This window comes from Amnibacterium soli (genome assembly GCF_039544415.1).
Classification (GTDB): Bacteria; Actinomycetota; Actinomycetes; order Actinomycetales; family Microbacteriaceae; genus Amnibacterium; species Amnibacterium soli.
The window spans coordinates 398,383-415,350 of record NZ_BAABLP010000004.1 but is presented as its reverse complement, the minus strand read 5'-3'; the positions used below and the strand labels follow the sequence as shown (position 1 = coordinate 415,350).

The following is a 16,968-nucleotide window of genomic DNA, read 5'->3' as shown; positions in this document are numbered from 1 at the left end:
CGTCAGCGGAGGGGGCGGCTCCAGACCGTCGCGCGCGATACCTCGACGAAGGCCGCCCGGGCGTAGACCCGGTCCGCTCCGGTCGGACTCGTCGCGTCGACGTCGAGGTCCGCCTCCGTCAGGCCGGCGTCGGCCGCAGCGGCGAGCATCGACGCGAGCAGCGCGCGGGCGACCCCGCGGCCGCGGTGCGCGGCGGCCGTGCCGACGAGCGGGAGGTGGACCCGCCCCGGGTGCTGGTCGACGCGCCAAGCGAGCACGAAGCCGGCGATCGCGCCGTCGGCGTCGACCGCGATCCGCGACAGCTCGCGCCGCAGCTGCGGTCCGAGCATCCGGGACCGCCACTCCTCCGGCCCGTCGACGAGCCCCTGCCAGTGGTCCCGGAACACCGCGTTCTTCACGAGCCGCAGCGGCTCGTCGAGGGCGGCCTCGAAGGGCGCGAGGCGGAGGCCGCCGGGCAGCGCCGCCGACTCGACCGGCAGCGCGAGGTCCCGCCGCATGGTGACGAACTCGCGCGCCGGAGCGAAGCCGGACCGGCGGGCCAGCGGCGCGACGCCGCCGCCGCCGACCGACCGCACCGTCGCCTGCTCCGCGCCGGGCTCGTCGACCCGCGCCGACTCGAGCAGCGCCGCCAGCAGCGCGCGACCGACGCCGCGCTCCCGCACCTCGGGCGCGACCGCACCGAGCAGGCGGACCGGCCCGCCGCCGGGGCGGAACCGCGCGCCGAAGGCGACGGGACGGCCGGCGCGCTCCCCCACGAGCACCGCACGCGACGGGTCGACGACGGCGAGCAGCTGCTCGGCCTCGTCCCGCGTGCGCGGATGCCCGGGCACGTCCACCCGGTCGGCCGCGGCGCCCACCGCGGTCAGCGCGTCGGCGTCGTCCGCACGACCTGGGCGCCAGCGGATCCCGGCGACGGACGGCGGCGGCTGCATCCCCTCATCGTGCCGCCCCGTTCCGGGGCGTGGGGCGCACGGTGCGCCGCGCGGCAGGATGTGGGCATGCCGCTGCCCGTGGACCACGCGATCGAGCCGATGCTCGCGAAGGCGGTGACCGGCGTGCCCGCGACCGCCCCGGGCGGGGGGCCGCTGTCGTACGAGCCCAAGTGGGACGGGTTCCGCGGCGTCGTCGCCTACGACGGCGAGACCGTCGAGATCGGCAGCCGCGGCGGCAAGACCCTGACCCGGTACTTCCCGGACCTCGTCGAGGGGCTCGCCGCGGCGCTGCCCGGCCCCTGCGTGCTCGACGGCGAGGTCGTCGTGCCCGCCGGCGAGCCCGGCTCGCAGCGGCTCGACTGGGAGGCGCTGTCGCAGCGCATCCATCCCGCTGCGTCGCGGGTGGCGAAGCTCGCCGCCGAGACCCCCGCCTCCTTCATCGCGTTCGACCTGCTGGCGGAGGGCGACCGCTCCCTGCTCGACGCGCCGTTCCGCGAGCGCCGAGCCGCGCTGGAGGCCCTCCTCCCCGCGCCGGCCGCGCCCCTGTTCATCACCCGCGTCACGGAGGACGCCTCGCTCGCGGAGCGCTGGCTGGCCGAGTTCGAGGGAGCGGGGCTCGACGGCGTCGTCGCGAAGCCGCTCGACGCGGTCTACGCACCGGGCAAGCGCACGATGCTCAAGGTGAAGCACCACCGCACGGCGGACGTGATCGCGACGGGCTACCGGATCCACGCGAGCGGCCACGGCGTCGGGTCGCTGCTGGTGTCCCTGTACGACGACGAGGGCGTGCTGCGCCAGGTGGGCGGGGTCTCGGCCTTCACCACGAAGGTGCGCGACGAGATGATCGACGCCCTCGCGCCGATGGTGGAGCGCGACGAGCACGGCGAGCCGGTGCGGGGCTCCAGCGAGCGCAACCGCTTCTCCTCCTCCAAGGACACGTCGTTCGTGGTCCTGCGGCCCGAGCTGGTGCTCGAGGTGCGGTACGACCAGATGGAGGGCGACCGCTTCCGGCACACCGTGCAGCTCGAGCGCTGGCGGCCCGACCGCGACGCGCGCTCCTGCACGTTCGAGCAGCTCGAGGTCCCGCACGCCTACGACCTCGGGGCCGTGCTCGCGTGACGGCACGGATCGGCGACGTCGTGCTCGGCCCCGGCCGGCCGCGGATCTGCGTGCCGCTCACCGGGGCGACCACGGACGCGCTCGTCGCCGAGGCGGCGGCGGTCCCGCCGGACGTGGCCGACCTCGTCGAGCTGCGGATCGACCGCTTCGCGGACGTCGACGACGTCGTGTCGGTGCGCGAGGCGGTGGCGGCGGTGCGCGCCGCGCTGGACGACCGCCTGCCGCTGCTGTTCACGCTGCGCACGGCTGCGGAGGGCGGCGGCGCGCAGCCGTCGCCGGAGGCGCTCCGAGCGCTCCTCGTGGACGCGGCCGGTCTGGACGGGGTCGCCGCAGTCGACGTCGAGGCGGCCCTGCCCGCCGACCTGGTCGGCGCGGTCGTCGCGGCGGCGCACACGGTCGGCAAGCCCGTCGTGACGTCCTTCCACGACCTCGTCGGCACTCCGGCGCGGCAGGCGATCGTCGAGCGGCTGGTGGCCCAGCAGGCGCTCGGCGCCGACGTCGTCAAGCTCGCGTGCACCCCGACCGGACCCGAGGACGTGCTGACGCTCCTCGCTGCCACCCGCGACTACGCCGCGCGCCCCGACGCCCGGCCGGCGATCACCATGGCGATGGGACCGCTGGGCGTCGTGTCCCGCCTCGCGGGCGAGGCGTTCGGCTCCGCCGTCACCTTCGGCGCGGTCGGCGCCGCCAGCGCGCCCGGCCAGGTGGACGCCGCCCGCCTCCGCGACGCACTCGAGCTGATCCACGCCGCCCGCTAGCGGGGCCCGCCGCTGCAGGACCGGCGGTGCGCACCGGCGGATCAGCAGCGGACGGCCCCGCTAGGAGGAGCGGGCGCGCGAGGGCTGCACGCGGGGCGGCTCGCCCGGCATCTTCGGGTAGTCGGGCGGGAACGGCAGCTCGCCCTCGCCGTTCGCGAGGTCGCGCTCCCACCAGCCCAGCAGCGTCTCCAGCCCGCCCGCCGCGTCCCGCATGCCCGTCCAGGGGTCGCCGACGGTCGCGAGCCGCTGCGGCACCGTGAGCACGGTGAACGCGCCCGGGTCGACGCCCGCCTCCAGCTCGTCCCAGGTGACCGGGCAGGACACGGTCGCCGTCGGCAGCGCCCGGGGGCTGTAGGCGCCGGCGATGGTGCGGTCGCGGGCCGCCTGGTTGTAGTCGAGGAAGATCCGCTCGCCGCGGAGCTCCTTCCACCAGGCCGTGGTCACCTCCTCAGGGCGCCGGCGCTCGAGCTCGCGCGCCGCCGCGATCACCGCGTGCCGCACGTCGAGGAACTCCCACTCCGGCCGGATCGGCGCGTAGAGGTGCAGCCCGCGGTTCCCCGAGGTCTTCACGAACGCGGTGAGCCCCGCCTCCGCGAGCACCTCGCGCATGCCGGATGCGGCGCGCGTCGCCTCCGCCAGCGCCGTGCCGGGCTGCGGGTCGAGGTCGATGCGCAGCTGGTCAGGGTTGTCCGACGCGTCCGCCCTGGACGGCCAGGCGTGGAACACGACGGTGTTCATCTGCGCCGCCCACACGATGCCCGCGGGCTCGTCGAGCACCAGCTGCGGGTGCGCGCGCGCCGACGGGTAGGTCACCACGACCGAGCGGAGCCACTCGGGCGCGCCCTTCGGCGGGTTCTTCGAGAAGTAGGAGTCCCCGGTCACGTCGCCGCCGAAGCGCTGCAGCGAGACGGGCCGGTCGCCGTTCGCGGCGAGGAAGGCGTCGGCGACCTGCACGAAGTAGTGCACGAGGTCGAGCTTCGTGATGCCCGCCTCCGGCCACAGCACGCGGGACGGGCTGGACACCCGCATGGTGCGGACGCCGTGCGGTCCCGGGACGTCGACCGTGGTCGCTTCACTCGCCATGCGCCTCATCCTCACGGAGTCGGGCTGCGCGCGGCACTCCCCCGAAGGCGCCGGACGACGAAGAGGCCTGCACCCCGGCGGGGTGCAGGCCTCTTGCGCTGCTGTGATGCGTTCCGCGTGTGCGACGCGATCAGGAGGTGGTCGTCGCCGGCTTCTCGTCCGGCACGGCCGGCTCGTCCGCGGCGGGCGCCTCGACGTCGGGCGCCTCGGACGCCGTCTCCGCCGCCGACTCCTCGACCTCGGCGGCAGCCGGGGTCTCGGTCTCGGCCTCGATCGGCGCGGACTCCTCGATCGTGTTCGTCTCCTCGACGGGCACGTCGGAGCCGGCGGCCGGCGCGGTCGCGGCAGCGGTGCGGCTGCGCGACGAGCGCTTCGGGGTCACGGGCTCGAGGACGAGCTCGATGACCGCCATGGGGGCGTTGTCGCCCTTGCGGAAGCCGGTCTTCACGATGCGGGTGTAGCCGCCCTGGCGCTCGGCGACCAGCGGCGCGATCTCCGTGAAGAGCTCGTGCACGACGGTCTTGCTGCCGATGCTCCGCATGACGCGGCGGCGCGAGGCGAGGTCGCCGCGCTTCGCGAACGTGATGTACCGCTCGGCCACGGGGCGCAGGCGCTTGGCCTTGGCCTCGGTGGTCTGGATCGAGCGGTGCTCGAACAGCTGCGACGCGAGCTGCGCGAGCAGCAGGCGCTCGTGCGCCGGTCCGGCGCCGAGCCGGGCGCCCTTCGCTGGCCTGGGCATTATGCGTTCTCCTCGTCGTCGTAAGCGGAGTAGAAGTGCGTGCCGTCGAAGCCGGGCACGGCGTCCTTCAGGGAGAGGCCGAGCTCGACGAGCTTGTCCTTCACCTCGTCGACCGACTTCTGGCCGAAGTTGCGGATGTTCATCAGCTGCGTCTCGGACAGGGAGACGAGCTCGCTGACCGTGTTGATGCCCTCGCGCTTGAGGCAGTTGTAGGACCGGACCGACAGGTCCAGGTCCTCGATCGGCATCGACAGCTCGGAGGAGACCAGCTGGTCCACCGGCGCCGGGCCGATCTCGATGCCCTCGGCGGCGCTGTTCAGCTCGCGGGCGAGGCCGAACAGCTCGGTGAGGGTGCGGCCGGCGGACGCGATGGCGTCGCGCGGCGAGATGGCCGCCTTCGTCTCGACGTCGACCACCAGGCGGTCGAAGTCGGTGCGCTCACCGGCGCGCGTCGCCTCGACGCGGTAGGTGACCTTGAGGACGGGCGAGTAGATCGAGTCGACCGGGATCTGGCCGGCCTCGCTGAACTCGCTGCGGTTCTGCGTCGCGGAGACGTAGCCGCGGCCGCGCTCGATGGTGAGCTCGAGGTCGAAGCGCGCCTTGTCGTTCAGCGTCGCGATGAGCAGCTCGGGGTTGTGGATCTCCACGCCGGCGGGCGCCGAGATGTCGGCGGCGGTGACCGGGCCCTCGCTCTGCTTGCGCAGGTAGGCCGTGATCGGCTCGTCGTGCTCGGAGGAGACGACCAGCTGCTTGATGTTCAGGATGATCTCGGTGACGTCCTCCTTCACACCGGGGATCGTCGTGAACTCGTGCTGGACGCCCTCGAGGCGGATGGACGTGACCGCGGCGCCCGGGATGGACGAGAGCAGGGTGCGGCGGAGCGAGTTGCCGAGGGTGTAGCCGAAGCCCGGCTCGAGCGGCTCGATGACGAACCGCGAGCGGAACTCGCTGATGGGCTCCTCGGCGAGGGTGGGGCGCTGTGCGATGAGCACGGTGGTGGTGTCCTTTCGTGTCCGCTATATGACACAAGGGTGGGTGGGTCCGGGCGGTGGCCCGGGGGTCTGGAAGGCGTCCAGGCACGGCGGCAGGAGGGGGCGCCGGAGCACCCCCTCCTCGCTCGTGCTAGACGCGGCGGCGCTTCGGCGGGCGGACGCCGTTGTGCGCCTGCGGCGTCACGTCGTTGATCGAGCCGACCTCGAGGCCCGCGGCCTGGAGGGAGCGGATCGCGGTCTCGCGGCCGGAGCCCGGACCCTTCACGAAGACGTCGACCTTCTTCATGCCGTGCTCCTGCGCCTGGCGCGCCGCCGACTCGGCCGCGAGCTGCGCGGCGAACGGCGTCGACTTGCGGGAGCCCTTGAAGCCCACGCCGCCGGAGCTGGCCCAGCTGATCACGGCACCGGTGGTGTCCGTGATCGAGACGATCGTGTTGTTGAACGTCGACTTGATGTGGGCCTGCCCAATCGCGACGTTCTTCTTCTCCTTGCGGCGCGGCTTGCGGCCGGCGCCGGCCTTCGGTGCTGCCATGTCTGTTCTCTCCTACGAAGTCTGCGGTGGGCGAGCGCTACTTGCGCCCGGCCTTCTTCTTGCCGGCGACGGTGCGCTTCGGGCCCTTGCGGGTGCGCGCATTGGTCTTGGTGCGCTGACCGCGCACCGGCAGGCCGCGGCGGTGGCGCAGGCCCTCGTAGGAGCCGATCTCGACCTTGCGGCGGATGTCGGCGGCGACCTCGCGTCGGAGGTCGCCCTCCACCTTGTAGGTGCCCTCGATGTGGTCGCGGAGCGCGACCAGCTGGTCGTCGGTGAGGTTCCGGACGCGGGTGTTCGGGTCGATGCCCGTCGCCTGCAGCGTCTCGGTGGCACGGGTGCGTCCCACGCCGTAGATGTAGGTGAGTGCGACCTCCACGCGCTTCTCGCGCGGGATGTCGACGCCGGCAAGTCTCGCCATGCGTCTGCTCCTTGTCAGGATGCGGAGGTGTGATGCGGCAGCTGTGCTCGGGCCTCCGACCCGGGGTGTCCCCCTCCTTCCCGAGGGTTCCGCTGCCGCTGGATGTTCAGTTGTGGGTGGTGCAGGTGCTGCGTCCGGACCCTCGCCCGAGGGCGGGGATCCGGTCGCGGCGGGTCAGCCCTGGCGCTGCTTGTGGCGGACGTTCACCGAGCAGATGACCATCACCCGGCCGTGACGGCGGATGACGCGGCAGTGCTCGCAGATGGGCTTGACGGAAGGCGCGACCTTCATGGGATTTCCTCTTCTCGCTGTCCTCGTACCGACCGGTGACCCGGTCGGCCGTTACTTCTCAGCGATCGTGCGACGCTCCGCCGTCGCAGCCGGACGGCTACTTGTAGCGGTAGACGATCCGGCCGCGGGTCAAGTCGTACGGGCTCAGCTCGACGATGACACGGTCCTCAGGAAGGATGCGGATGTAGTGCTGCCGCATCTTGCCGGAGATGTGTGCCAGCACCTTGTGCCCGTTGCTCAGCTCCACCCGGAACATCGCGTTGGGCAGTGCTTCGACCACCGCGCCCTCGATCTCGATGACACCGTCTTTCTTGGCCATAGCCTCACGCGGTCACTGGTCGTGCCGGCCGCTTCACGGACGGACACGACGGATCACTGGTCATGCGGGACGTCAGCGGGCGGGATGCCCGGCAGACGGATCGGCCGACCTGCAGCGCCACAGGGCGCGCGATGGCCGACGGATGATCATACGTGATAACGCCGTGGAGGCGAAATCATTCCTGCTCCTGCTGGGCGCCTCGGCGCGTCAGCGGGGTGCGCGGGCTTCGAGCGAGTCGAAGATCCGCTGCGTGACGACCTCGACCGAGCCGATCGCGTCCACGCTCACCAGCACGCCGCGGTCCGAGTAGACCTGGGCGAGCGGATGGGTCTGCTCCTGGTACACCGCGAGCCGCTTGCGGATCACGTCCTCCGTGTCGTCGCTGCGCCCCTGGTCCTCCGCCCGGCGCAGCAGCCGCTGCACGATCTCGTCGCCCTCGATCACGAGCTGCACCACGACGTCGAGCTCGCTGTCGAGCGACCGCAGGCAGTCGTCGAGCGTGTAGACCTGCGCGAGCGTGCGCGGGAACCCGTCGAGCAGGAAGCCGGAGGCGGTGTCGTCCTCGGACAGGCGGTCGAGCACGAGCGCGTTCGTCAGGTCGTCGGGCACGTAGGCGCCGCGGTCCATGTACTCCTTGGCCTGCAGCCCGAGGGGCGTGCCCTCGGTCACGTTGGCCCGGAAGATGTCGCCCGTCGAGATGGCGGGGATCCCGTAGGCCTCGGCGACGCGCACGGCCTGCGTGCCCTTCCCGGCGCCGGGAGGGCCGATCAGCAGCATCCGCATCAGCGGAGCAGGCCCTCGTAGTGGCGCTGCTGCAGCTGCGAGTCGATCTGCTTCACGGTCTCGAGGCCGACGCCCACGATGATCAGCAGGGAGGCGCCGCCGAACGGGAAGTTCTGGTTCGCGCCGATCGCCACGAAGGCGACCAGCGGGATCAGCGCCAGCAGGCCGAGGTAGATCGACCCCGGCAGCGTCACGCGGGTGAGCACGTAGTCGAGGTACTCGGCCGTCGGGCGCCCGGCGCGGATGCCCGGGATGAAGCCGCCGTACTTCTTCATGTTGTCCGCGACCTCCTCCGGGTTGAAGGTGATCGCGACGTAGAAGTACGTGAACCCGACGATGAGCAGGAAGTACATCGCCATGTAGAGCGGGTGGTCGCCCGTCGTCAGGTAGTTCTGGATCCACGTCACCCAGCCGGGCGCCGGCGAGCCGTTGCGGGGCTGGTTGAACTGGGCGATCAGAGCCGGCAGGTACAGCAGGCTCGACGCGAAGATGACCGGCACGACGCCCGCCATGTTCACCTTGATCGGGATGTAGGTGTTGTTGCCGCCGTACGTGCGGCGGCCGACCATGCGCTTCGCGTACTCGACGGGGATGCGCCGCTGCGACTGCTCGACGTAGACGACCAGGCCGACGATGACGACGCCGATCAGCACCACGACGACCGCGACCTCGGGGCTCTGCGCCTGGCCGATGGCGATGATCGACTGCGGGAAGCGGGCGGCGATGGCCGTGAAGATCAGCAGCGACATGCCGTTGCCGACGCCGCGCTCGGTGATGAGCTCGCCCATCCACATGATGAGGCCGGTGCCGGCGGTCAGCGTCAGCACCATGAGCACCGTCGCCCACCACTGCGTGTTGGAGATCAGGGAGGAGCACGCCGCGTTGTCGGTCGTGCCGAACAGCGCGCCGCTGCGCGCCACCGTGATCAGCGTCGTCGACTGGAGGACGCCGAGCGCGATGGTGAGGTAGCGCGTGTACTGGGTCAGGCGGGCCTGACCCTCCTGCCCCTCCTTGTAGAGGGCCTCGAACCGAGGGATGACCACGCGCAGCAGCTGCACGATGATCGACGACGTGATGTAGGGCATGATGCCCAGCGCGAAGATCGACAGCTGGAGCAGCGCGCCGCCCGAGAGCACGTTGACGAGCTGGTACAGCCCGCTCGCGCCCGTCTGCTGGCTCGCGAGGCACTGCTGCACGTTCGAGAAGTCCACGAACGGCGCAGGCACGAACGACCCGAGCCGGAAGACCGCGATGATCGCGAGGGTGAACAGCACCTTGCGGCGCAGATCGGGGGTGCGGAAGATCCGCGCGACAGCACTCAGCACTTGTCTCCCTAAGGCCTTCCGTCAGTCCACTGCGCCCGCGGCGCCCGGGTGTCGGGCTGGACGCATGCGTCGGGGCCCCCGCCTGTCAAGCGAAGGGCCCCGACACGTTGCAGATCAGTTGACCGAACCGCCGGCGGCGACGATCTTCTGCTGCGCCGACTCGGAGACCTTGTCGACGGCGACGTTCAGACTAACCGCGATATCCCCGGAGCCGAGGACCTTGACCTTCTCGTTCTTCCGCACGGCGCCCTTGGCGACCAGGTCGGCGACGGTCACGTCGCCACCGGTCGGGTAGAGCACGGCGAGCTTCTCCAGGTTCACGACCTGGTACTCGACGCGGAAGGGGTTCTTGAAGCCCTTGAGCTTCGGGGACCGCATGACGAAGTTCAGGTTGCCGCCCTCGAGGCCCGCACGGACCTGGTAGCGCGACTTCGTGCCCTTCGTGCCGCGGCCCGCGGTCTTGCCCTTCGAGCCCTCACCGCGACCCACGCGGATGCGGTCCTTCTTGGCACCGGCTGCGGGACGCAGGTGGTGCACCTTCAGGAGCGAGACCTTGTCGGCCTTCTCCTCCGCCGTACCGGCGGTCGGCTTGCTGTCGGACATCAGTCGATCTCCTCAACCTTGACGAGGTGGGCGACGGTGCGGACGTAGCCGCGGTTCTGCGTGTCGTCCGGGCGCTCGACCGTCTGGCCGATGCGCTTCAGACCCAGCGAACGCAGGGTGTCGCGCTGGTTCTGCTTCTCGCTCACCTTGGACTTGATCTGCGTGACGCGCAGGGTGGCCATCAGGCGCTCACCTTCTGGGCCGCAGCGGCCGCCGCCTGATCGCGCAGGAGACGGGCCGGCACGACCTCGTCGACGTCCAGGCCACGACGACCGGCGACCGCGCGCGGCTCTTCGAGCTGCTTGAGGGCCGCGACCGTCGCGTGGACGATGTTGATGGTGTTCGACGAGCCGAGGGACTTCGACAGCACGTCGTGGATGCCGGCGCACTCGAGGACGGCGCGCACGGGGCCGCCCGCGATGACGCCGGTACCGGCAGCGGCGGGGCGCAGCAGGACGACGCCGGCCGCGGCCTCACCCTGCACGGGGTGCGGGATGGTGGCGGCGACGCGGGGGACGCGGAAGAAGTTCTTCTTCGCCTCCTCGACGCCCTTGCTGATGGCGGTCGGGACCTCGCGGGCCTTGCCGTAGCCGACGCCGACGGTGCCGTTGCCGTCACCGACGATCACGAGGGCGGTGAAGCTGAAGCGACGACCGCCCTTCACGACCTTCGAGACGCGGTTGATCGTCACGACGCGCTCGAGGAAGTTGCTGTCCCCGCTGCGGTTGTTGCGGTCACGGCCGCCGCGGTCGTTGCGGTCGTTGCCACGACCGCCCTGACCGGCGCTCTGACCGCCACGGCCCCGGCTCAGCCGGTTGTCGCGGCTGACCGAGTCGGTGCCGGCCGCGGTCTCGACCGGCGCCTCGACGACGGGCTCCGCCGGCGCGGAGGTCGACGCGGCGACGGCCGCTGCCAGCTCGGCGGCGGCGGTGTCGGTCGGCTCCGGAGTGGTGTTGGTGGTGTCGCTCACAGGCTCAGCCCGCCTTCCCGGGCGCCGTCGGCGACAGCCGCCACGCGTCCCGCGTACTTGTTGCCGCCGCGGTCGAACACGACGGACTGGATGCCGGCGGCCTTGGCGCGCTCGGCGACGAGCTCGCCGACGCGCTTCGCCTTGGCGGTCTTGTCGCCCTCCAGGCTCCGCAGGTCGGCCTCGAGGGTCGATGCGGAGGCCAGGGTGCGGCCGACGGTGTCGTCCACGACCTGCACGAAGACGTGCCGGGCGGAACGGTTCACGACGAGCCGCGGAGCGGTCGCGGTGCCGGAGATGTGCTTGCGCAGCCGCGTGTGACGCTTCTCACGCGCGGCGGTCCGAGAGGTGTTCGCCATGCTTACTTCCCACTCTTCCCGGCCTTGCGGCGCACGTTCTCGCCGGCGTACCGGACGCCCTTGCCCTTGTAGGGCTCGGGCTTGCGGATCTTGCGGATGTTCGCGGCGACCTCGCCGACGGCCTGCTTGTCGTTGCCGGACACCGTGAGGCGGTTGTTGCCCTCGACGGTGAACGTGATGCCCTCGGGCGGGTCGACGAGCACGGGGTGCGAGAAGCCGAGCGCGAACTCGATGCTCGCGCCGCGGGCCTGCACGCGGTAGCCGGTGCCGACGACCTCGAGGCCCTTGGTGTAGCCCTGCGTCACGCCGACGATCTGGTTGGCGATCAGCGTGCGCGTGAGGCCGTGCAGCGACTTGGAGCGGCGCTCGTCGTCGGGCCGGGCCACGATGACCTTGCCGTCCTCGAGCGCAGCGGTCAGCGGCGCGGGGATCGTGTGGCTCATGGAGCCGCGCGGGCCCTTCACCGACACGGTCGGCCCGTCGATCGTCACGTCGACGCCGGCGGGGATTTCGATGGGGAGTCGTCCGATTCGCGACATGTCAGCTCACCACACGTAGGCGAGGACTTCCCCGCCCACGCCCTTCTTCGTCGCCTGCCGGTCCGTGAGGAGTCCGGAGGAGGTGGACAGGATCGCGACGCCGAGGCCGCCGAGCACCGTGGGCAGCTCGGTCGACTTCGCGTACACGCGGAGGCCGGGCTTCGAGACGCGCTTGATGCCCACGATGGACCGCTCCCGGTTCGGGCCGTACTTCAGGTCGAGCGTCAGGGTCTTGCCGACGCGGGCGTCCTCGACGCTCCAGTCGGAGATGAAGCCCTCGCGCTTCAGGATGTCCGCGATGCCGGCCTTCAGCTTCGAGTGCGGCAGGGACACCGACTCGTGGAAGGCCGAGTTCGCGTTGCGCACCCGCGTGAGCAGGTCCGCGACCGGATCGGTCATCGTCATGTGGATCTTCTTTCGTCAGGTTTCCGGGAAGGTCCCGGACCTCATACGGAGCCCGTCGTCAGCGGGCGGTGCGTCAGGAAGCGGCGCGGAACGGGAAGCCGAGGGCACGCAGCAGCGCACGGCCCTCGTCGTCGGTCCTGGCGGTCGTGACCACGGTGATGTCGAAGCCGCGGACCCGGTCGATGCGGTCCTGGTCGATCTCGTGGAACACGCTCTGCTCGGTCAGGCCGAAGGTGTAGTTGCCGTTGCCGTCGAACTGGCGGTCCGACAGGCCGCGGAAGTCGCGGATGCGGGGCAGGGCCAGCGACAGCAGGCGGTCGAGGAACTCCCACGCCCGGTCGCCGCGCAGCGTCACGTGGGCGCCGATCGGCTGACCCTCGCGCAGCTTGAACTGCGCGATGGACTTGCGGGCCTTCGTGACCTGCGGCTTCTGCCCGGTGATCTTGGTCAGGTCCGCCACGGCGCCGTCGATGATCTTGCCGTCGCGGGCGGCCTCGCCGACACCGGTGTTGACGACGACCTTGACGAGGCCGGGGACCTGGTGGATGTTCCCGAAGCCGAACTCCTTCTGGAGGTTCGGCACGATCTCGGTGCGGTACTTCTGCTTCAGGCGCGGCTGAACTTTCTCAGCCGGCGCAACAGTCGTGTCCGTCATGGGTTACAGGTCCTTCCCGGACTTCTTCGCGTAGCGCACGCGGACGGTCTTGGTGACGCCGTCCGTGGTCTTGGTCTCGACGCGGTGGCCGACGCGGGTCGGCTTCTTCGTGTCGGGGTCGACGAGCGCGACGTTGGAGATGTGGATGGGGGCCTCGACGGTCTCGATGCCGCCCGTGCGGGTGCCGCGCTGGGTCTGGCCCACGCGCTCGTGCTTCGTGACGAAGTTCACGCCCTCGACGACGACGCGGTTCTTCTCGACGAGGACCTCGAGGACCTTGCCCTGCTTGCCGCGGTCACCGCCGCGGGTCTGCGAGGCGCCCGAGATCACCTGGACGAGATCGCCCTTCTTGATCTTGGCCATGGTTCAAATCACCTCCGGTGCGAGCGAGATGATCTTCATGAACTTCTTGTCGCGGAGCTCGCGACCGACCGGACCGAAGATGCGCGTCCCGCGGGGGTCGCCGTCGTTCTTAAGGATGACGGCGGCGTTCTCGTCGAACTTGATGTAGGAGCCGTCGGGACGACGGGTCTCCTTGACCGTGCGCACGATGACTGCCTTGACGACGTCGCCCTTCTTGACGTTGCCGCCGGGGATCGCGTCCTTGACGGTCGCGACGATCGTGTCGCCCAGGCCGGCGTAGCGACGGCCGGAGCCGCCCATCACGCGGATGGTGAGGAGCTCCTTGGCGCCGGTGTTGTCGGCGACCTTGAGTCGGGATTCCTGCTGGATCATCGGGTCACTTCGCCTTCTCGAGCACCTCGACGAGGCGCCAGCGCTTCGTCGCGGACAGCGGACGGGTCTCGCTGATCAGCACGAGGTCGCCGATGCCGGCCGACCCGGCCTCGTCGTGCGCCTTCACCTTGCTGGTGCGGCGGATGACCTTGCCGTACAGCGGGTGCTTCACGCGGTCCTCGACCTCGACGACGATGGTCTTGTCCATCTTGTCGCTGACGACGTAGCCGCGGCGGGACTTGCGGTACCCGCGGGCAGCCTCGTCGCGGACGTCGTGCGCGCCGTGCTCGTGGCCGGCGGCCGGAGCCGTGGTCTCCTGAGCCTTCGCCATTACTTCGTCTCCTCGGACTCCGAGGCCTGCGTGGCAGTCGCGCTGCCGGTCTCGGTGGTCGTGTCGTCCGCGTCCTTCTTGGCGCGGCTGCGCTTCGGCTTCGCCTCGGTGACCGGGGCGGGGGCCGGGGTGGTCCGGATGCCGAGCTCGCGCTCGCGCATCACGGTGTAGATCCGGGCGATGTCGCGCTTGACGGCGCGGACGCGCCCGTGGCCCTCGAGCTGGCCGGTCGCGGACTGGAAGCGGAGGTTGAACAGCTCCTCCTTCGCCCGGCGGAGCTCCTCCGTCAGACGGCTGTCCTCGAACGAGTCCAGCTCGGACGGAGCGAGGTTCTTGGAACCGATCGCCATCAGGCGTCTCCCTCCTCACGGGTGATGATGCGTGCCTTGAGCGGCAGCTTGTGGATGGCACGGAGCAGCGCCTCGCGGGCGAGCGACTCCTCGACGCCGGCGACCTCGAAGAGGACGCGGCCCGGCTTGACGTTGGCAACCCACCACTCGGGCGATCCCTTCCCGGAACCCATGCGGGTCTCGGCGGGCTTCTTGGTGAGCGGGCGGTCCGGGTAGATGTTGATCCAGACCTTGCCGCCGCGCTTGATGTGGCGGGTCATGGCGATACGGGCGGACTCGATCTGCCGGTTCGTCACGTAGGCCGGGGTGATGGCCTGGATGCCGAACTCGCCGAAGGAGACCTTCGTGCCGCCGGTGGCCTGGCCGCTCCGGCCGGGGTGGTGCTGCTTGCGGTGCTTGACTCGACGCGGGATCAGCATCAGGCGTTCGCCCCTTCCATGGCCTCGTTGCGACGGCCGCCACCACGACGGTCGCCGCGCTCGGGCCGGCGGCCGGGCTGGCTCGCCTGCTCGCGGGCGAGCTCCTTGTTCGTGATGTCGCCCTTGTAGATCCAGACCTTCACGCCGATGCGGCCGAACGTCGTCTTGGCCTCGTAGAAGCCGTAGTCGATGTTCGCGCGGAGCGTGTGCAGGGGCACGCGGCCCTCGCGGTAGAACTCGCTGCGGCTCATCTCCGCGCCGCCGAGGCGGCCGGAGACCTGCACGCGGACGCCCTTGGCACCGGCGCGCTGGGCGCTCTGCAGGCCCTTGCGCATCGCGCGGCGGAAGGCCACGCGGGCGGAGAGCTGCTCGGCGATGCCCTGCGCGACGAGCTGGGCCTCGGCCTCGGGGTTCTTCACCTCGAGGATGTTCAGCTGGATCTGCTTCTTCGTCAGCTTCTCGAGGTCGCCGCGGATGGCCTCGGCCTCGGCGCCGCGGCGGCCGATGACGATGCCCGGGCGCGCCGTGTGGATGTCCACGCGGACGCGGTCGCGGGTGCGCTCGATCTCGATCTTCGCCACGCCGGCGCGGTCGAGGCGCTTGAGCAGCAGGCGCCGGATCGCGACGTCCTCCGCCACGAAGTCCTTGTACCGCTGACCGACCTTCTGCGAGTCGCTGAACCAGCGCGAGGTGTGGTCGGTGGTGATGCCGAGACGGAAGCCGTACGGGTTGACCTTCTGGCCCATCAGCGGTTCCCCTTCTTCTGCGTTGCCGGAGCCGCGGCGTCGGCCGCGGGGGTCGACAGCACGACGGTGATGTGGGACGTGCGCTTGTTGATGCGGAACGCCCGACCCTGCGCACGCGGCTGGAACCGCTTGAGCGTGGTGCCCTCGTCGACGTAGGCCTTCTCGATGAAGAGGTCCTGCTCGTCGAGGTAGGTGCTCTCGGCGTCGGCCTTGACCTTGGCGTTCGCCATCGCCGAGGCGACGAGCTTGTACACCGGGGTCGCCGCGGCCTGCGGCGAGAACTTGAGGATCGCGAGGGCCTCCGCGGCCTGCTTGCCGCGGATGAGGTCGACGACGCGACGGGCCTTCTGCGGGGTGATGCGGACCTGCCGCAGCCGCGCGGTGGACTCCACCATGACTGTCTCCTTACCGTCGCCGCGGTTAGCGGCGACGACCCTTCTTGTCGTCCTTCTCGTGCCCGCGGAACGTGCGGGTGGGGGCGAACTCGCCGAGCTTGTGCCCGACCATCGCCTCCGTCACGAAGACGGGGATGTGCTTGCGGCCGTCGTGCACGGCGATGGTGTGGCCGAGCATCGCGGGGATGATCATCGAACGGCGCGACCAGGTGCGGATGACCTGCTTCGAGTTGTTCGTGTTGGCGTTCTGCACCTTCGTCAGCAGGTGGTCGTCGACGAAGGGGCCCTTCTTCAGGCTGCGAGGCATTCTTCGCTACTCCTACTTGCGCTTCTTGCCGACGGTGCGACGGCGGACGATGAGCTTGTCGCTCTCCTTGTTCGGGTGGCGGGTGCGACCCTCGGCCTGACCCCACGGGGAGACCGGGTGACGACCACCGGAGGTCTTGCCCTCACCACCACCGTGCGGGTGGTCGATCGGGTTCATCGCGACACCGCGGACCGTCGGGCGCACGCCCTTCCAGCGCATGCGGCCGGCCTTGCCCCAGTTGATGTTCGACTGCTCGGCGTTGCCGACCTCGCCGATCGTCGCGCGGCAGCGCACGTCGACGTTGCGGACCTCGCCCGAGGGGAGGCGCAGCTGGGCGTAGGGGCCGTCCTTCGCCACGAGGCGCACGGAGGCGCCCGCGGAACGGGCCATCTTCGCGCCGCCGCCCGGCTTCAGCTCGATCGCGTGCACGACCGTGCCGACCGGGATGTTCTTCAGCGGCAGGTTGTTGCCCGGCTTGATGTCCGCGCCGGGGCCCGTCTCGATGACGTCGCCCTGCTTCACGCGGGTCGGCGCCAGGATGTAGCGCTTCTCGCCGTCCACGAAGTGCAGCAGCGCGATGCGCGCGGTGCGGTTCGGGTCGTACTCGATGTGCGCGACGCGGGCGTTCACACCGTCCTTGTCGGCGCGGCGGAAGTCGATCACGCGGTACTGGCGCTTGTGACCGCCACCGATGTGCCGCGTGGTGATGCGGCCCTGCGCGTTGCGGCCACCGGTCTTCGGCAGCGGGCGCAGCAGGCTCTTCTCGGGCGTGGTGCGCGTGATCTCCGCGAAGTCGGCGACGGAGGAGCCGCGGCGACCGGGGGTGGTCGGCTTGTACTGACGAATAGGCATGTGTTTCCCTCCGG

Annotated in this window: 28 protein-coding genes; 2 read left to right on the top strand and 26 right to left on the bottom strand. The window is 70.9% G+C overall.

Features of this window, described 5'->3' with window-relative positions; translation table 11 throughout:
- Window positions 1-2 precede the first annotated feature (2 nt).
- Complete coding sequence (locus ABEA53_RS11585; RefSeq protein ID WP_345481329.1) at window positions 3-932, bottom strand: GNAT family N-acetyltransferase; 930 nt, start codon at window positions 930-932, stop codon at window positions 3-5.
- A gap of 66 nt (window positions 933-998) precedes the next feature.
- Between ABEA53_RS11585 and ABEA53_RS11580 the strand changes: the two genes are divergently transcribed.
- Window positions 999-2,051, top strand: coding sequence for an ATP-dependent DNA ligase (locus ABEA53_RS11580; protein WP_345481328.1), 1,053 nt, complete (start codon window positions 999-1,001; stop codon window positions 2,049-2,051).
- Window positions 2,048-2,809 (top strand): type I 3-dehydroquinate dehydratase, encoded by a 762-nt coding sequence (aroD, locus tag ABEA53_RS11575; protein ID WP_345481327.1) that lies wholly within the window; start codon window positions 2,048-2,050, stop codon window positions 2,807-2,809. The genes ABEA53_RS11580 and aroD overlap by 4 nt, the downstream gene beginning before the upstream one ends.
- A 60-nt stretch (window positions 2,810-2,869) precedes the next feature.
- Here the strand turns inward: aroD and ligD are convergent, their stop codons facing one another.
- From ligD to rplB, 25 genes are all read right to left on the bottom strand, one after another.
- Entirely contained in the window at window positions 2,870-3,892 is a 1,023-nt protein-coding gene (ligD, locus tag ABEA53_RS11570) for a non-homologous end-joining DNA ligase (protein WP_345481326.1), read from the bottom strand.
- Window positions 3,893-4,022: 130 nt separating this feature from the next.
- Window positions 4,023-4,631: a 50S ribosomal protein L17 gene (gene rplQ, locus ABEA53_RS11565; protein ID WP_345481325.1), complete on the bottom strand. Its 609-nt coding sequence runs from the start codon at window positions 4,629-4,631 to the stop codon at window positions 4,023-4,025.
- A complete protein-coding gene (locus ABEA53_RS11560; RefSeq protein ID WP_345481323.1) occupies window positions 4,631-5,623 on the bottom strand; it encodes a DNA-directed RNA polymerase subunit alpha in 993 nt (330 codons plus the stop codon). The genes rplQ and ABEA53_RS11560 overlap by 1 nt, the downstream gene beginning before the upstream one ends.
- A 130-nt stretch (window positions 5,624-5,753) precedes the next feature.
- On the bottom strand, window positions 5,754-6,155 hold the full coding sequence (rpsK, locus tag ABEA53_RS11555) for a 30S ribosomal protein S11 (protein ID WP_119480713.1): 402 nt from the start codon (window positions 6,153-6,155) through the stop codon (window positions 5,754-5,756).
- Between the two features lie 37 nt (window positions 6,156-6,192).
- Complete coding sequence (gene rpsM / locus ABEA53_RS11550) at window positions 6,193-6,573, bottom strand: 30S ribosomal protein S13 (RefSeq protein ID WP_345481322.1); 381 nt, start codon at window positions 6,571-6,573, stop codon at window positions 6,193-6,195.
- 174 nt (window positions 6,574-6,747) lie between these two features.
- Window positions 6,748-6,864, bottom strand: a complete 117-nt coding sequence (gene rpmJ, locus ABEA53_RS11545; protein WP_119480711.1) for a 50S ribosomal protein L36 — start codon at window positions 6,862-6,864, stop codon at window positions 6,748-6,750.
- Between the two features lie 97 nt (window positions 6,865-6,961).
- Entirely contained in the window at window positions 6,962-7,183 is a 222-nt protein-coding gene (gene infA / locus ABEA53_RS11540) for a translation initiation factor IF-1 (protein WP_055965022.1), read from the bottom strand.
- A 207-nt stretch (window positions 7,184-7,390) separates the two neighbouring features.
- Entirely contained in the window at window positions 7,391-7,966 is a 576-nt protein-coding gene (locus ABEA53_RS11535; protein ID WP_345481320.1) for an adenylate kinase, read from the bottom strand.
- On the bottom strand, window positions 7,966-9,291 hold the full coding sequence (secY, locus tag ABEA53_RS11530) for a preprotein translocase subunit SecY (protein ID WP_345481319.1): 1,326 nt from the start codon (window positions 9,289-9,291) through the stop codon (window positions 7,966-7,968). The genes ABEA53_RS11535 and secY overlap by 1 nt, the downstream gene beginning before the upstream one ends.
- Before the next feature lie 114 nt (window positions 9,292-9,405).
- Complete coding sequence (rplO, locus tag ABEA53_RS11525; RefSeq protein ID WP_345481318.1) at window positions 9,406-9,894, bottom strand: 50S ribosomal protein L15; 489 nt, start codon at window positions 9,892-9,894, stop codon at window positions 9,406-9,408.
- Window positions 9,894-10,076 (bottom strand): 50S ribosomal protein L30, encoded by a 183-nt coding sequence (gene rpmD, locus ABEA53_RS11520; protein WP_345481317.1) that lies wholly within the window; start codon window positions 10,074-10,076, stop codon window positions 9,894-9,896. The genes rplO and rpmD overlap by 1 nt, the downstream gene beginning before the upstream one ends.
- On the bottom strand, window positions 10,076-10,810 hold the full coding sequence (gene rpsE / locus ABEA53_RS11515; protein WP_425550627.1) for a 30S ribosomal protein S5: 735 nt from the start codon (window positions 10,808-10,810) through the stop codon (window positions 10,076-10,078). Before rpsE ends, rpmD begins: the two co-directional genes overlap by 1 nt.
- A gap of 50 nt (window positions 10,811-10,860) precedes the next feature.
- On the bottom strand, window positions 10,861-11,220 hold the full coding sequence (gene rplR / locus ABEA53_RS11510; protein WP_345481316.1) for a 50S ribosomal protein L18: 360 nt from the start codon (window positions 11,218-11,220) through the stop codon (window positions 10,861-10,863).
- Between the two features lie 2 nt (window positions 11,221-11,222).
- A complete protein-coding gene (gene rplF, locus ABEA53_RS11505) occupies window positions 11,223-11,759 on the bottom strand; it encodes a 50S ribosomal protein L6 (RefSeq protein WP_345481315.1) in 537 nt (178 codons plus the stop codon).
- Between the two features lie 6 nt (window positions 11,760-11,765).
- Complete coding sequence (gene rpsH / locus ABEA53_RS11500) at window positions 11,766-12,164, bottom strand: 30S ribosomal protein S8 (protein WP_345481314.1); 399 nt, start codon at window positions 12,162-12,164, stop codon at window positions 11,766-11,768.
- Window positions 12,165-12,237: 73 nt separating this feature from the next.
- Complete coding sequence (gene rplE, locus ABEA53_RS11495; RefSeq protein WP_345481312.1) at window positions 12,238-12,819, bottom strand: 50S ribosomal protein L5; 582 nt, start codon at window positions 12,817-12,819, stop codon at window positions 12,238-12,240.
- Window positions 12,820-12,822: 3 nt separating this feature from the next.
- Window positions 12,823-13,182: a 50S ribosomal protein L24 gene (gene rplX / locus ABEA53_RS11490; RefSeq protein WP_345481311.1), complete on the bottom strand. Its 360-nt coding sequence runs from the start codon at window positions 13,180-13,182 to the stop codon at window positions 12,823-12,825.
- A 3-nt stretch (window positions 13,183-13,185) separates the two neighbouring features.
- Window positions 13,186-13,554, bottom strand: a complete 369-nt coding sequence (gene rplN, locus ABEA53_RS11485) for a 50S ribosomal protein L14 (RefSeq protein ID WP_133764864.1) — start codon at window positions 13,552-13,554, stop codon at window positions 13,186-13,188.
- 4 nt (window positions 13,555-13,558) lie between these two features.
- Window positions 13,559-13,885, bottom strand: a complete 327-nt coding sequence (gene rpsQ / locus ABEA53_RS11480; protein WP_345481310.1) for a 30S ribosomal protein S17 — start codon at window positions 13,883-13,885, stop codon at window positions 13,559-13,561.
- Window positions 13,885-14,235: a 50S ribosomal protein L29 gene (gene rpmC, locus ABEA53_RS11475; RefSeq protein ID WP_345481309.1), complete on the bottom strand. Its 351-nt coding sequence runs from the start codon at window positions 14,233-14,235 to the stop codon at window positions 13,885-13,887. Before rpmC ends, rpsQ begins: the two co-directional genes overlap by 1 nt.
- Window positions 14,235-14,654, bottom strand: coding sequence for a 50S ribosomal protein L16 (gene rplP, locus ABEA53_RS11470; protein ID WP_345481308.1), 420 nt, complete (start codon window positions 14,652-14,654; stop codon window positions 14,235-14,237). The genes rpmC and rplP overlap by 1 nt, the downstream gene beginning before the upstream one ends.
- Window positions 14,654-15,400 (bottom strand): 30S ribosomal protein S3, encoded by a 747-nt coding sequence (rpsC, locus tag ABEA53_RS11465; RefSeq protein WP_345481307.1) that lies wholly within the window; start codon window positions 15,398-15,400, stop codon window positions 14,654-14,656. Before rpsC ends, rplP begins: the two co-directional genes overlap by 1 nt.
- Window positions 15,400-15,795, bottom strand: coding sequence for a 50S ribosomal protein L22 (gene rplV, locus ABEA53_RS11460; RefSeq protein WP_345481306.1), 396 nt, complete (start codon window positions 15,793-15,795; stop codon window positions 15,400-15,402). The genes rpsC and rplV overlap by 1 nt, the downstream gene beginning before the upstream one ends.
- Before the next feature lie 25 nt (window positions 15,796-15,820).
- Entirely contained in the window at window positions 15,821-16,102 is a 282-nt protein-coding gene (rpsS, locus tag ABEA53_RS11455; protein ID WP_133764853.1) for a 30S ribosomal protein S19, read from the bottom strand.
- 12 nt (window positions 16,103-16,114) lie between these two features.
- A complete protein-coding gene (rplB, locus tag ABEA53_RS11450; RefSeq protein ID WP_345481304.1) occupies window positions 16,115-16,954 on the bottom strand; it encodes a 50S ribosomal protein L2 in 840 nt (279 codons plus the stop codon).
- Window positions 16,955-16,968 lie beyond the last annotated feature (14 nt).

Coding starts and splice junctions, on each gene's coding strand:
- ABEA53_RS11585 (WP_345481329.1), bottom strand. CDS start 932: ATGCAGCCGCCGCCGTCCGTCGCCGGGATCCGCTGGCGCCCAGGTCGT.
- ABEA53_RS11580 (WP_345481328.1), top strand. CDS start 999: ATGCCGCTGCCCGTGGACCACGCGATCGAGCCGATGCTCGCGAAGGCG.
- ligD (WP_345481326.1), bottom strand. CDS start 3,892: ATGGCGAGTGAAGCGACCACGGTCGACGTCCCGGGACCGCACGGCGTC.
- rplQ (WP_345481325.1), bottom strand. CDS start 4,631: ATGCCCAGGCCAGCGAAGGGCGCCCGGCTCGGCGCCGGACCGGCGCAC.
- rpsK (WP_119480713.1), bottom strand. CDS start 6,155: ATGGCAGCACCGAAGGCCGGCGCCGGCCGCAAGCCGCGCCGCAAGGAG.
- rpsM (WP_345481322.1), bottom strand. CDS start 6,573: ATGGCGAGACTTGCCGGCGTCGACATCCCGCGCGAGAAGCGCGTGGAG.
- rpmJ (WP_119480711.1), bottom strand. CDS start 6,864: ATGAAGGTCGCGCCTTCCGTCAAGCCCATCTGCGAGCACTGCCGCGTC.
- infA (WP_055965022.1), bottom strand. CDS start 7,183: ATGGCCAAGAAAGACGGTGTCATCGAGATCGAGGGCGCGGTGGTCGAA.
- ABEA53_RS11535 (WP_345481320.1), bottom strand. CDS start 7,966: ATGCGGATGCTGCTGATCGGCCCTCCCGGCGCCGGGAAGGGCACGCAG.
- rplO (WP_345481318.1), bottom strand. CDS start 9,894: ATGTCCGACAGCAAGCCGACCGCCGGTACGGCGGAGGAGAAGGCCGAC.
- rpmD (WP_345481317.1), bottom strand. CDS start 10,076: ATGGCCACCCTGCGCGTCACGCAGATCAAGTCCAAGGTGAGCGAGAAG.
- rplR (WP_345481316.1), bottom strand. CDS start 11,220: ATGGCGAACACCTCTCGGACCGCCGCGCGTGAGAAGCGTCACACGCGG.
- rplF (WP_345481315.1), bottom strand. CDS start 11,759: ATGTCGCGAATCGGACGACTCCCCATCGAAATCCCCGCCGGCGTCGAC.
- rpsH (WP_345481314.1), bottom strand. CDS start 12,164: ATGACGATGACCGATCCGGTCGCGGACCTGCTCACGCGGGTGCGCAAC.
- rplE (WP_345481312.1), bottom strand. CDS start 12,819: ATGACGGACACGACTGTTGCGCCGGCTGAGAAAGTTCAGCCGCGCCTG.
- rplX (WP_345481311.1), bottom strand. CDS start 13,182: ATGGCCAAGATCAAGAAGGGCGATCTCGTCCAGGTGATCTCGGGCGCC.
- rplN (WP_133764864.1), bottom strand. CDS start 13,554: ATGATCCAGCAGGAATCCCGACTCAAGGTCGCCGACAACACCGGCGCC.
- rpsQ (WP_345481310.1), bottom strand. CDS start 13,885: ATGGCGAAGGCTCAGGAGACCACGGCTCCGGCCGCCGGCCACGAGCAC.
- rpmC (WP_345481309.1), bottom strand. CDS start 14,235: ATGGCGATCGGTTCCAAGAACCTCGCTCCGTCCGAGCTGGACTCGTTC.
- rplP (WP_345481308.1), bottom strand. CDS start 14,654: ATGCTGATCCCGCGTCGAGTCAAGCACCGCAAGCAGCACCACCCCGGC.
- rpsC (WP_345481307.1), bottom strand. CDS start 15,400: ATGGGCCAGAAGGTCAACCCGTACGGCTTCCGTCTCGGCATCACCACC.
- rplV (WP_345481306.1), bottom strand. CDS start 15,795: ATGGTGGAGTCCACCGCGCGGCTGCGGCAGGTCCGCATCACCCCGCAG.
- rpsS (WP_133764853.1), bottom strand. CDS start 16,102: ATGCCTCGCAGCCTGAAGAAGGGCCCCTTCGTCGACGACCACCTGCTG.
- rplB (WP_345481304.1), bottom strand. CDS start 16,954: ATGCCTATTCGTCAGTACAAGCCGACCACCCCCGGTCGCCGCGGCTCC.